Here is an 11,905-nt window from a genome sequence, read left to right as displayed (position 1 = left end):
TTGCTTGAGCGGGCAGCGCGCTGTCCTGATGCCTAGATTCAATCAGACCAAGCTGTTGTGAATCGATTCATTATGTGAGTTGAGACACAAAATTTACCTGAATGGGTTCGCGCTCTCACTTTAATGCCTGTGAGGCCCCAACCCGCGTGGCGGGTGGGGCCTCTACCGAAGATTTGCGCGGGCTTGGGCAGGCTACAATTGCGCGCGCTGCAACGAACGGGCGGCGTCAATGGTGGCCTGGCCCAGCACTCGGGTGCCCTGGTACAGGACTACCGTCTGCCCGGGGGCGACGCCGCGCAGCGGCTCCGTGAGGGTCACTACCAGTTGCCCCGAAACTTCGCCGGCCCCAGGTGCTTCCATCCGGGCGGTCGCCGGAACGGGGTCACCATGCGCGCGTACCTGGGCGTAGCAGTCGAAGTCCTCACCCGTGGCTATTTCCGCGATGGGAAGACCGGCCCATGAGACCTTGATTCCACGGATCTCGTCGATGGCCAAGAGTGCCTCCGGTCCCACCACGACCTTGTTTTCCTTCGGCCGGATCTCCAGCACAAAGCGCGGCTTCCCGTCGGCGGCAGGGGTGCCCAACTTCAAGCCCCTCCGCTGGCCTACGGTAAAGGCGTTGGCACCGGGGTGCTGGCCTACCTTGGTGCCAGTTTCATCAACGATGTCCCCGGTGGTCATCTCGATCTTTTCCGCCAGCCAGCCTGCGGTGTCGCCGTCGGGAATGAAGCAGATGTCGTGGCTGTCCGGTTTGTTTGCCACGGACAATCCGCGGCGTTCTGCTTCGGCACGGACTTCGGCCTTCGACGGAGTGTCGGCCAGCGGGAACATGGAGTGCTTGAGCTGCTCATGGGTGAGCACACCGAGGACGTAGCTCTGGTCCTTGGCCCAGTCTGCTGCGCGGTGCAGTTCGGGGTTACCGTCAGTGTCTTCGATGACTTTGGCGTAATGGCCGGTGCAGACGGCATCGAAGCCCAGGGCGATGGCCTTTTCCAGCAACGCCGCGAACTTGATGCGCTCATTGCAGCGCATGCAAGGATTTGGGGTGCGGCCCGCAGCGTACTCGTCGATGAAGTCCTGGACCACATCCTCTTTGAAACGTTCGGAGAAATCCCACACGTAGTACGGGATCCCGAGCACGTCGCACGCCCGCCAGGCGTCGCGGGAGTCTTCGATGGTGCAGCAGCCGCGGCTGCCTGTCCGCAGCGTGCCGGGCATCCTGGAGAGCGCCAAGTGGACACCGACGACGTCGTGGCCGGCCTCGACGGCACGTGCTGCGGCAACGGCGGAGTCGACTCCGCCGCTCATGGCTGCTAGAACTCGCATGCTGGCTTTCCGTTTGGTGGAAGTGGGTTTGGGGTTGTGTGGGCTTTGGGAGCCTGGCTGCATCGCTGGGTAACACAATGCACGCTTACCTATTCTAATGCCTGCAAGGTTCGGCCATAGTTGAGCTACCGAACCCAGGAGGCGCAGGCACCATGGCAGCAGGACAGGTTGACGGAAACATCGTGATCGTAGGGGCAGGCCTGGCCGGTGCCACTGCTGCGCGGACGCTCCGGTCCGAGGGATACTCCGGCCCCGTCATCCTGATTGGCAGCGAAGGCCACAACCCCTATATTCGCCCGCCCCTCTCGAAGGACTACCTGCTGGGCAAGGAAGGCGAAGACAAAGCCGCGGTGGTGCCGCGGGACTGGTACGAGGAGAACGACGTCGACCTCCGCCTTGGCGCGTCCGTCACCGGTATACGGCCGGACGCGGGCACGGTGTTGCTGAACGACGGAACGGCACTGCCGTACCAGTCGCTGCTGCTGGCCACTGGCGCGGTACCGCGCACCATTCCGCTGCCGGGGAGCGAGTTATCAGGGGTCACCACGTTCCGCACCCTTGATGACAGCCGCTGGCTGCGGAAGTCCCTGGACCAGGGCGGAAAGAACGTAGTGATGATCGGCTCCGGCTGGATAGGCATGGAACTGGCAGCAGCCGCGGCTACGTATGGCAACAACGTCACGTTGCTCGGATTGGAGGACGTTCCGCTGGCCGCCGCGATCGGCCCGGAGTTGGGCCGGTTCTTCCGATCGCTTCATGAAGCCCATGGCGTGGACTTTAGGCTTCCGGCGTCAGCCCACGAACTCAGGGGTTCCGACGGCGCCGTCTCTGCAGTGGTCACTGACAGCGGGGAAGTCCTGCCTGCCGATGTTGTGGTGATTGCCGTGGGAGTTGAACCCGCCGTCGGTCTCGCACACACTGCGGGGCTGAAAGTAGACAACGGCATCCTCACCGACGCGTCCCTGCGGACGAGCGTTCCGGGGATCTTCGCGGCAGGAGACGTTGCCAACGCCCTGCACCCGTTCGCCGGAGAGCACTACCGCAGCGAGCACTGGTCCAACGCCCTGAACGGCGGCAAGGTGGCAGCCCGGGCGATGCTGGGCCAGGACGCCACGCACAGCACCATCCCGTACTTCTACACGGACCAGTTCGAGGTCAGCATGGAATACTCAGGCTTCCCCGCTCTGGCAACCGGCACGGAACCGGTGATCCGGGGTTCGCTGGAGGACAAGGAATTCATCGCGTTCTGGCAGCGCGACTCCCGCGTGGTGGCCGGCATGAGCGTCAACTGGCCCCGCACGGAGGGCCCCGGCGCGCAGAAGGTCATCAAAGCCCTCATCTCGGGCCGCCACCCCGTGGGGCCCGAGCGGCTTGCAGACGCCTCAACTGGCCTGGATCAGGTGCTCCTGCCGGAGGCCTGACGAGCCACTGTCCCTGCGGTTTGGATGGAGGATTCGTGCCCGGCCATCCCGGCCGCCCGAGCCCTGGAATAGGCATCCGGCAGTGCCGCAAGCAGCGCGTCAACATCTGCTTCCGTTGACGTGTGGCCCAGGCTGAACCGCTGCGCGCCGCGGGCGGTTTCCTCGTCCAGTCCCATGGCGAGGAGCACGTGCGAGGGCCGCGGTACTCCGGCTGTGCAGGCAGATCCGGTGGACGATTCCACCCCGGCGAGGTCCAAAAGGAAGAGCAGGGAGTCGCCTTCACAGCCGGGGAAGGTGAAATGCGCATTGCCGGGTAGCCGTCCCCCATCAGGGGCTCCCCGAAGGACGGCTTCCGGGATGGACCGCCGGACGCCGTCGATGAGCCGGTCGCGGAGTGCTGTGATCCTGGCTGATTCCTCGGGAAGGCTGACGGTTACGGCTTCGGCCGCCGCAGCGAAGGCGGCGATGGAAGCAGTGTCCAGGGTTCCGGAGCGGACGTCCCGCTCCTGGCCGCCGCCATGCTGCACGGGGGTCAGCTTGACTGCACGTCCCAGCAACAATGCCCCAACCCCAACGGGCCCGCCGATCTTATGGCCGGAAACGGACATCGCATCCAGCCCTGACGCCTTGAAATTAATGGGCAGCGAGCCAAAAGCCTGGACTGCGTCCGAATGGACCGGCACGCCGGCTGCGTGGGCCAGCTCAACGATTTCCGGGATGGGCTGGATGCTGCCCACCTCGTTGTTTGCCCACATTACGGTCACCAGCGCAATGGTTTCCGGTTCCCGCGCCAGTTCTGCTTTGAGGACCGCAAGGTCAACGACGCCGTCGCCGTCCACCGGGAGCCAGGTGACCACAGCACCTTCATGCCGTTCCAGCCATTCCACGGTGTCCAGCACGGCATGATGCTCGACGGCGGAACACAGAATGCGCCGCCGGGCGGGGTTCTCACCCGATCGGGACCAGAACAGGCCCTTGACGGCCAGGTTGTCGGCCTCCGTACCGCCGGACGTGAAAATGACTTCGGAGGGGTGCGCCCCGGCGGCTGCGGCAAGGGTTTCCCGGGCGTCTTCAACTGATCTGCGCGCCCGGCGGCCGGAGCCGTGGAGGGAAGACGGGTTGCCGGTGCGGGCCAGCTCCCGGTTCAGGGCAGCCAGCGCCTCTGCGGAGAGGGGCGTGGTTGCTGCATGATCGAGGTAAACGGGCACCCATCAATTCTAGCCGCCGTCCCTGGTATAGATTCGAGCGGTGAAAACGTCCCCCAAAGCCTCCATCTTCCTTGTCCTGGCCACGCTCTTCTGGTCCGGGAACTTTGTGGTGGGACAGGCAGCGGTGACGTCGATGACTCTAGTGGAACTGACCTTCTGGCGCTGGGCGTTCGCTGCCCTGCCGTTATTGGCCTTGGCCCAGATAGTGGACCGCCCCGATTGGCGGGCTGTCCTGCGATACTGGCCCACGCTGCTGCTCCTTAGCTTCCTTGGCATGGGGGGCTACACGCTGCTTCTTTACACCGCACTGCTGCACACATCCGCCTTGAATGCCTCGCTCATCACGGCGGCCAACCCTGCGCTGATCGTTGTCCTGGCTGCAGTGGTGCTCGGCGACCGGCCCGGCGTCCTCGGCTGGGGAGGCATCGGATTGGGGCTTTCCGGGGTTCTGCTGGTCCTGACCGGCGGTGACTTCCAGCGGTTGCTGAGGTTTTCTTTCAACCTGGGCGAACTCCTGATGCTGGGCGCTGTTGCCGTGTGGAGTTTCTACACCATCATCGCCCGCCGCCTGCCGGTCCCTGCGATCTCCGCTACGGCAGTTCAGGTTGCGATGGCCACTGTGGTCCTTGCTCCGGTCGCCGTGGCAACAGGAGCACAGCTGCCCGGGACGGCAGCCGGCAGTTGGTCATTGGCTTACATCGCGGTCTTCCCCTCTCTCGGCGCCTATCTCCTGTGGAACCTGGCCCTCAAGACGACTGCCCCTGGGACGGCGGGCAACTACCTCAACCTCATGGTGGTTTTTACGGCCGTCATCACTGTCCTGTTGGGCGCGGCCATCAGTTTGCCCCAAATCCTGGGCGGCCTGCTGGTGGTCGGCGGCGTTATGCTCACCAGCGCCCGTCCCTCCGGAAGATCCCCTGGCATCAAGCCAGGACAAGAGAGAGGGCTCAAGTGGATGGGGGAACGATGATCAGGCGGGCGGCCACTTCCTGGCGCGCCGCTGCCAGCGTGGACGCGTCGGGGCACGAAACCGAAATGTAGACGGACGAGGCCGGAATGCTGAACAAACGTGCCATGACGGCCGTTGCCTTGGCTCCCGGCGCAACTGGCTGCTCCAGCACGAGCACCTCAACACGGGGGCCGGGCTTGTCCGGCTCTCCGCCCCAGCGCAGGGTTTCCGTCTTGAGGTATTCAGGGAGGATGCTCGGATCAAGGTAGGCGAAGAGGCCAACTGTGGAGGCCCGGTCATCAGTGGCGACCAGAGGGGTCTGGTTCGTCCGCACCTTCGCGGCGACGAGGCAGCCATCGCTCTTGGCATACTGGCTCTCCCCCGCGACGTTTTCCTTGACTGGCTTCCAGCCGGGCGCGTCTTTCAGCCCGTCGGAAATGCCCACAGGAGTTCCGGGCGCCAGTGTCCCGCCGGCGGCCAAGGGAAGGTCCTTGGCTGCCACCGCCTCGGCGTCATGGCCCGGGGTGATGGTGGGGGTGGCCAGACCGGGGGTCGAGTGTTCCACCCTGGGGGCGGACGGGTCCTGGATGTCAATACTGCAGCCGCCCAGTACTGCGGCACCCAACAAAGATGCGGTGAGCATCGTCGTCGCGGACGTTGCTGTGGTCCCCCGTGATTTCATTCCACCCCAATGCCTGGCCGGCTGTCCGGCGCCTCGGGCGTACTTCGCTCCGCCCCTCAAAGAGTCTAAACGTCGCGGCGGTCCTTCAGTGCGGAAAGGAAACAGGCCCGACTGCGGACCAGGCCCTGGCAGCTACGCCAGGATCCGCCGTCGGGCCGCGCATCAGGCGTAATCCACATCCACTGGCGCCGATGATGCCAGCCACGGGAACCTCAACTGCCGGCGCGGACGTTGTCAGAATGGGCCGTTAAACTGGGCCTACCTGACTATGGGCCCTCCCCGCCGCTGTGGACTGGCCACACCAACAAAAGGACAAGTGCTTGACCGAGAGCAGCAACTCCCATTACCAGGTGCTCCGTATCGCCGTGACAGCCACTGATAAAGAGATCAAAGTTGCTTACCGCCGTGCGGCCCGCAAGGCTCATCCCGATCACGGCGGTGACGCTGCCGCCTTCCGCCGCGTCACCGCAGCCTACGAAACACTCATCGATCCCAAGCGCAGAAGCGCCTACGACCGCTCCTACGCTGCCGGGACCGGGGGCGATTCGGGCAACGCCGATGCCGGTCCGCACTTTGACGCGCCGGCCGCCGGAAGCCACGCTTCAGCCACGGTCCACCGTCCCAACACGCCGCGCAACACAGCCGGCGACGCCCCTGTCTACATCCCGCCCTACGACCCGGCCGCATTCGAGCGGGCCGGCGCGGTCCCGCTCATTCCGCTCGTCCAGGCCAGCCAACAGGTGCACGGCATGCCAAGGAAGCGCGGCATCTTCGGAGCCGATGCCCGCATCCAGCGCGAAATGCGGACCGTTCAGCTCATCAGCAGGCAGATCCTGCCTGCAATACCGGCCGCACGGCTGATCAACGGGTTACAGTCACCGGCTGACAACAGCCACATCGACCATGTGCTGCTGTCCGGGTACCGCCTGGCGGTTATAGGTTCCATGCTTCTGCCCAAAGGCGCGTACGCCTGGGACGGCAGGACCCTAAACCATGGTGGGCGTTCCATCCCTCCTCCACAGTTGGCGCACGTTGTCCGCGCAATGCAGGACATCTTCCCTGAAATGAACGTCACCGGCTGGACCGTTGTGCACAGCCCCGACGGGAACCTGCATGAGCCCGTGATCGACCGCCACAGAAGGTCCGCGGATGCCCTCGAGACGGTCCAGGTAGTAAACGCTGCCGGGCTGGTCCGCGGCCTCAAGCAGTTCCTCTCCTCAGGCCCGGTACCCAACACCGTCAATGTGTCAGTGCTTGCCAGGCTTCTGCGGGGCATGCACTGACCGCAGTGGCTAGGATGGGATGGTGTTCCGCATCCTCTTCCACTCCCCCGAAATTCCGGGCAACACCGGCAATGCCATCCGGCTCGCAGCCATTACCGGTGCCGAGCTGCACCTGGTGGAACCCCTGGGGTTCGATTTTTCTGATGCCAAGCTCCGCCGCGCCGGCCTGGATTATCACGACCTCGCCGTGGTGACCGTCCACAAGAGCATCGAAGACGCCTGGATCGCGCTCGAGCCTGAGCGTGTGTACGCGTTCACCTCGGACGGGGCCGCCAGCTACACGGACATCGCCTACCAGCCCGGTGATGTCCTGATGTTCGGCCAGGAGTCCGTTGGCTTGCCTGAACACATCAAACACGACCCCCACGTGACCTCCACGGTGCGGCTGCCCATGCTCCCAGCGCTTCGGTCGCTTAACCTCGCGAATGCTGCCTCCATCGCGGTCTATGAGGCGTGGCGGCAGCAAGGATTCGCCGGAGCCAAAACCTGACCAGGCCGCCCAAGGCGGATCGCGGCGCCACTGCAGAGGTTGGCGGATTTTTCCTGAACCGGCCAATCCACACACCTTCCTGGCACGAATCACTCCTGAGACATTCCACAGTGGACAAGGAGCGGCAGGTGAGGGCAGCGGAGGCCGCAAGGAGCACGGATCTGCCAGGCCTGCTGGGCACCTGCGGCAACCTGGGCCTGGCTGCTCCTGAACCAATGCCCGGACACCTATGCTTGGAAGTGATGGAAACTCCCAACGCGCCGAATTATGAGGCCCCTGCAGCCGTCACAGAGTCACCGACCGACGTCAGCCAACGCCTTGCCCTACTGCTGGGCCGCATCGCCCAGGGCGACCAGGACGCGTTCGCGGAGTTTTACCAGTTGACGTCCCGCCGTGTTTTTGGCATGGCCCGGAGGGTCCTGATTGACCCGGAACTCAGTGAGGACACCACCCAGGAGGTCTTCATCCAGGTCTGGCAGAACGCCGCGAAGTTCAACCCCGACGCCGGAAGTCCACTCTCCTGGCTGATGACTATCTCCCACAGGCGGGCGGTGGACAAAGTACGGTCTTCGCAGTCCTCAACAGACCGCGAAGCCCGGTACGGCGCGAGCAGCCAGGACATCGACCACGATTCCGTGTCCGACGAGGTGGGCAGCAAACTCGAGGCCGAGGCCGTGGTCCGCTGCCTGGAGACACTGACCGAAACACAGCAGGAATCTGTTCGGCTTGCCTACTATGGCGGACTCACCTACAGGGAAGTCGCGGAACGGCTCAATGCAGCAGTACCCACCATCAAGTCCCGCATCCGCGATGGACTGATCCGATTGAAGACCTGTCTGGGGGTGAGTTGAGATGACAGAAATGAATAGTCAGGGCAGCAGCGGCCGGGGAACGTTCGGCGAGACCGTGCCGGCCGACCTCGCGTCGGGCCGCGCCGTCGACCTGGCGGAACTGTACGCCCTTGATGCGGTGACCGACGCCGAGCGCGCGGCGATTGACCAATACATCTCCTCAGCCCCCGAGGCTGAACGGAGATTATTCCAGGAGCGGGTGCGCCAAGCCAGGGAAACGCTGGCGAAGACGTTCACTGCCGAGGAAGAGCCGCCGTCGGACCTCTTTGCCCGTATCATCGCACAGCTTCCGGCCCAGGGTTCCGGTCAGGCAGCCGCGGCCGCGCCGGAGGCCACACCGGCCGTACCGTTGCATCAGCCTGCAGCCGCGGTGGACGGCGACGAACTATCCGCAGCCCGTCAGCGCAGGGAAGATCGACGCCGGCCGGGCAGTGCCCGCCGTTGGCTCGCCGGTGTTGCCGCAGCGGCCGTGATCGCGCTTGGCGGCGTGGGCGTGGGCGCCTACCTTGCAGACCAGAATGATCCGCTCAACCAGGTGATCCGCGCAGAAGACGTCCGTGAGGCGTCGGTGCCGGTCTCCGCCGGAGGTACCGCCACAGTCCTGATTTCGTCCTCCAAAGACGCCGTCGTGGTCAAGATGAACGGGGTCCCCGCACCGCCGGCCGGCAAGGTCTACCAGATGTGGCTGATCCCCAAGGACGGTTCGGCGCCGGTTTCACAGGGGCTGATGGACGAAGCGGCGCTGTCCAAGCCTGCCGTGGTGAAGGGCATCGCTTCGGCGGCGGCCCTTGGCATCACGGTGGAACCCGTGGGAGGCTCGTCCTCCCCCACGTTCCCCACAGTTGCTGCCGCACCTCTCAGCACTTGAGCCCACGAGCCCAACTAGGTAGCAGCAGATGCTGTTATGAGGGCTCATAACGACATCTGCTGCTACCTAGTTGGCTCTAAAAGCCGGCGATCGTTCCTGGTCCGTTGACTGCCACGACGTGGAATGCCTCGGCACTGCGCCCGGCCGGCAGCCCTGCCCGCCCGGCATTTGCCTGCATCCCGGCGCGGACGGCCGCCTCCATGACCTCAACGTCGGGGTGCTGGCTGACATGGACGTGTATCGCCTTCAACTTGGTGTCCACGTGGTCGGTAACGTCCACGAAGTGGTTTTCCCGTTCTTCCGGGCCCGCGTACAGCCACAACCACGGTAGCTTGTAGGCTTCCAGGCCGGCTTCGGCGAGTTCCGGGTACGCAAAGGGGTTCTCCAGCGCCGGGTAGACGGCGCGCGTGACCGCCTCGCCGACAGCCAGGTGGTCCGGGTGGCTCTTCTGGATCCGTTTCCAGTTGCGCTCCGGATGCATGGCGAGCACAACGTCGGGCCGGAGTTCCCTGATGAGCTTGACCACGCCCTTCATGACCTCGTGTGAGGGCTCCAGGTAGCCATCCCGCTGATGGAGGTAATGGATATCGGAGACCCCAACGAGTTCCGCTGCCCGGAGTTGTTCCGCCGCGCGCAGGGCGATGATGTCCGCCCGGTGGGCGGGATCGAAGCCGCCGGCATCGCCGTCGGTCATGATGCAGTAGCTCACCTGCACCCCCGCTGCAGTCCAAGCGGCAATAGTGCCGGCCGCGCCGAAGTCGATGTCGTCAGGATGGGCCGCGAAACAGAGCACCCGCCCAACCCGGTGCGTTGCGGGGTTGAACGGGCTCTGTGCTGAAACAGCAGGATCGGTCAAAGAATCAGCCTTTTCGCTTCTTGATTTCTTCCGTGGCCTGGGGCAGAACGTCGAAGAGGTCCCCGATAATGCCGAAGTCGGCGATCTCGAAGACTGGCGATTCGGCATCCTTGTTCACGGCCACAATCACCTTGGCCGTCTGCATCCCGGCCTTCTGCTGGATGGCTCCGGAAATTCCCGCAGAAATGTACAACTGCGGGGATACCGTCTTGCCGGTTTGGCCCACCTGGGCGTCATGGCTGATCCAGCCCGCATCGGTCGCCGCGCGGGAGGCGCCGACGGCTGCTCCGAGGGCGTCGGCCAACTGCTCGACAGGGCCGAAGTCGCCGTCCACGCCGCGTCCGCCGGCCACTACGATGCGCGCATCGGTGAGGTCGGGCCGGCCACTGGCCACCTTCTGCTCACGGGCCGTGATGCGCGCGGCGGCCGCAGTGCTGTCAGCCGGCACGTCAAGCGTGACCGATTCGGGAGCAGTAGGCGCCGCAGCGGGCTCGGGCGTGACGTTGTTGGCCTTGACTGTCAGCACCGAGACCGGCGTGGTGGTCTTCGCGGCGGTGTTGTAGGAACCAGCGAGGACGGATTTGTGTGCTGTACCGTCCTGGTCCACGGCCACTACATCGGTGATGACGCCCGCCGAGAGGCGGATCCCCAGGCGCGCGGCGATTTCCTTGCCCTCCGGGGAGTTGTCCAGGAGCACCGTGGTGGCTCCGGCCGCCTGGGCCGCCGCTGTCAGGTAGGCAGCCTTCGGTGCCACCAGGTAGTCGTCCAGGTCCTGGGCGGACGGGCGGTAGACGCGACTGACGCCGTATTCGGCGAAGGCTGCCGACACGTCGCTGCTGAGCTCGCCGTTGACAGCTACTGCCGTCTCGCCCAGGGAACGTCCCAACGTGAGCAGTTCGAGGCTGCTCTTCTTCAGCGCGGCGCCAGGGTTGTCAATGAAAATAAGTACGTTTGCCATGTCTGTGATCCCTCTTAGAGCAGCTTCTGGGCGGCCAGGAAGTCCACCAGCTTGATGCCGGCGTCGCCTTCGTCGGTGATGATGGTGCCGGCGGTGCGGGGCGGGCGTTCCTCTGCCGACGTCACCGTGGTCCACGATCCGGCGTGACCCACCTGCGAGGGATCAACTCCGATGTCCGCGAGTGAGAGCGTAGTGATGCTCTTGCGCTTGGCCGCAATGATGCCTTTGAAGTTGGGGTAGCGGGGCTCGTTGATCTGGTCGGTTACCGACACCACCGCCGGCAACGGCGCTTCGACGGTCTCGGAGTACGTGTCGGCGTCGCGGCGCGCGGTGAGCCGTCCGCCGTCGACCTCCAGGGACGAGGCAAAGGTAACCTGCGGCAGGCCCAGCCGTTCTGCCAGCTGTGCTGGCACCAGGGAGGTTTCGCCGTCGGTGGAGGCCATTCCGGTCAGCACCAAGTCCACGGGGGCTCCTGCGCCGAGGTGACGGATGGCCGCCGCAAGGGCGAGCGAGGTGGCGGCGGCATCCGAGCCGGCCAGGGCGTCATCGGTGAGGTGCACGCCTTCGGTGGCGCCCATCTGCAGCGACTTCTTGACGGCGTTCACGGCACCGGAGGGTCCCATGCTGAGGGCGATAACCTGGTTTCCGGCTTTGCTGCCGCCCCGGGCCTCGGCCAGCTGCAGTGCTGCCTCAAGCGCGTATTCGTCCAGCTCGGACAGGATGCTTTCGTCACGGTCCGTGGTGTAGCCCTCCCCGTTGAGGTGCCGGTCGAACTGGGCGTCCGGTACATGCTTGACCAGGACGATGATCTTCAATGTCTCTTCCACTGTATTTACAGCAGCCTTCCATGCTTGTGGATAGCCAGCCGGGTGAGGTCATGGCCGCGGAACGCCCGGGGTACGGGTAGATCCTAGCTAACCATATAGAAGTACCCCGGCGACGTCGCGTTAACGCCTGTGTCAACCGGTTTGCCTATGGCGCAGAAAATGACGACGGCGGGCCCCCCTTTCCAG

General features: G+C 64.8%; 12 protein-coding genes. 6 read left to right on the top strand and 6 right to left on the bottom strand.

Annotated elements, in window-relative coordinates:
• Window positions 1-192: 192 nt before the first annotated feature.
• The gene (gene mnmA / locus V9L18_RS03305) at window positions 193-1,326 is read right to left on the bottom strand and encodes a tRNA 2-thiouridine(34) synthase MnmA (RefSeq protein ID WP_337345750.1); all 1,134 of its coding nucleotides are present in this window, start codon (window positions 1,324-1,326) and stop codon (window positions 193-195) included.
• Window positions 1,327-1,478: 152 nt separating this feature from the next.
• On the opposite strand from mnmA, the gene V9L18_RS03300 reads away from it, so the two are divergent.
• The gene (locus tag V9L18_RS03300) at window positions 1,479-2,747 is read left to right on the top strand and encodes an NAD(P)/FAD-dependent oxidoreductase (RefSeq protein WP_337345749.1); all 1,269 of its coding nucleotides are present in this window, start codon (window positions 1,479-1,481) and stop codon (window positions 2,745-2,747) included.
• Here the strand turns inward: V9L18_RS03300 and V9L18_RS03295 are convergent.
• A complete protein-coding gene (locus tag V9L18_RS03295; protein ID WP_337345748.1) occupies window positions 2,723-3,955 on the bottom strand; it encodes a cysteine desulfurase family protein in 1,233 nt (410 codons plus the stop codon). The genes V9L18_RS03300 and V9L18_RS03295 overlap by 25 nt on opposite strands.
• A 40-nt stretch (window positions 3,956-3,995) precedes the next feature.
• On the opposite strand from V9L18_RS03295, the gene V9L18_RS03290 reads away from it, so the two are divergent.
• Window positions 3,996-4,925, top strand: a complete 930-nt coding sequence (locus V9L18_RS03290) for a DMT family transporter (RefSeq protein ID WP_337345747.1) — start codon at window positions 3,996-3,998, stop codon at window positions 4,923-4,925.
• Here the strand turns inward: V9L18_RS03290 and V9L18_RS03285 are convergent.
• Window positions 4,903-5,586, bottom strand: a complete 684-nt coding sequence (locus tag V9L18_RS03285) for a hypothetical protein (protein ID WP_337345746.1) — start codon at window positions 5,584-5,586, stop codon at window positions 4,903-4,905. The two genes, V9L18_RS03290 and V9L18_RS03285, sit on opposite strands and share 23 nt — an antisense overlap.
• A gap of 320 nt (window positions 5,587-5,906) precedes the next feature.
• Between V9L18_RS03285 and V9L18_RS03280 the strand changes: the two genes are divergently transcribed.
• The 4 genes from V9L18_RS03280 to V9L18_RS03265 all read left to right on the top strand — a co-directional run bounded on the left by V9L18_RS03280 (window position 5,907) and on the right by V9L18_RS03265 (window position 9,078).
• Window positions 5,907-6,869 carry a J domain-containing protein gene (locus V9L18_RS03280; protein ID WP_337345745.1) on the top strand — a complete coding sequence of 321 codons (963 nt, stop codon included), beginning with the start codon at window positions 5,907-5,909 and terminating at the stop codon, window positions 6,867-6,869.
• Window positions 6,870-6,891: 22 nt separating this feature from the next.
• Window positions 6,892-7,359, top strand: coding sequence for a tRNA (cytidine(34)-2'-O)-methyltransferase (locus tag V9L18_RS03275; RefSeq protein ID WP_337345935.1), 468 nt, complete (start codon window positions 6,892-6,894; stop codon window positions 7,357-7,359).
• A gap of 242 nt (window positions 7,360-7,601) precedes the next feature.
• Window positions 7,602-8,210 carry a sigma-70 family RNA polymerase sigma factor gene (locus V9L18_RS03270; RefSeq protein WP_337345934.1) on the top strand — a complete coding sequence of 203 codons (609 nt, stop codon included), beginning with the start codon at window positions 7,602-7,604 and terminating at the stop codon, window positions 8,208-8,210.
• Window position 8,211: 1 nt separating this feature from the next.
• The gene (locus V9L18_RS03265) at window positions 8,212-9,078 is read left to right on the top strand and encodes an anti-sigma factor (protein WP_337345744.1); all 867 of its coding nucleotides are present in this window, start codon (window positions 8,212-8,214) and stop codon (window positions 9,076-9,078) included.
• Window positions 9,079-9,154: 76 nt separating this feature from the next.
• Here the strand turns inward: V9L18_RS03265 and V9L18_RS03260 are convergent, their stop codons facing one another.
• The 3 genes from V9L18_RS03260 to V9L18_RS03250 are packed head-to-tail and all read right to left on the bottom strand — an operon-like array spanning window position 9,155 to window position 11,707.
• Window positions 9,155-9,934 carry a PIG-L deacetylase family protein gene (locus V9L18_RS03260; protein ID WP_337345743.1) on the bottom strand — a complete coding sequence of 260 codons (780 nt, stop codon included), beginning with the start codon at window positions 9,932-9,934 and terminating at the stop codon, window positions 9,155-9,157.
• 4 nt (window positions 9,935-9,938) lie between these two features.
• Entirely contained in the window at window positions 9,939-10,892 is a 954-nt protein-coding gene (locus V9L18_RS03255) for an electron transfer flavoprotein subunit alpha/FixB family protein (protein WP_337345742.1), read from the bottom strand.
• A 14-nt stretch (window positions 10,893-10,906) separates the two neighbouring features.
• The gene (locus tag V9L18_RS03250; protein WP_337345933.1) at window positions 10,907-11,707 is read right to left on the bottom strand and encodes an electron transfer flavoprotein subunit beta/FixA family protein; all 801 of its coding nucleotides are present in this window, start codon (window positions 11,705-11,707) and stop codon (window positions 10,907-10,909) included.
• Between the last annotated feature and the right edge of the window lie 198 nt (window positions 11,708-11,905).

Source organism: Pseudarthrobacter sp. CCNWLW217, assembly GCF_037203985.1.
Taxonomy (GTDB): Bacteria; Actinomycetota; Actinomycetes; order Actinomycetales; family Micrococcaceae; genus Arthrobacter.
This window is presented reverse-complemented; position numbering and strand designations above follow the sequence as displayed.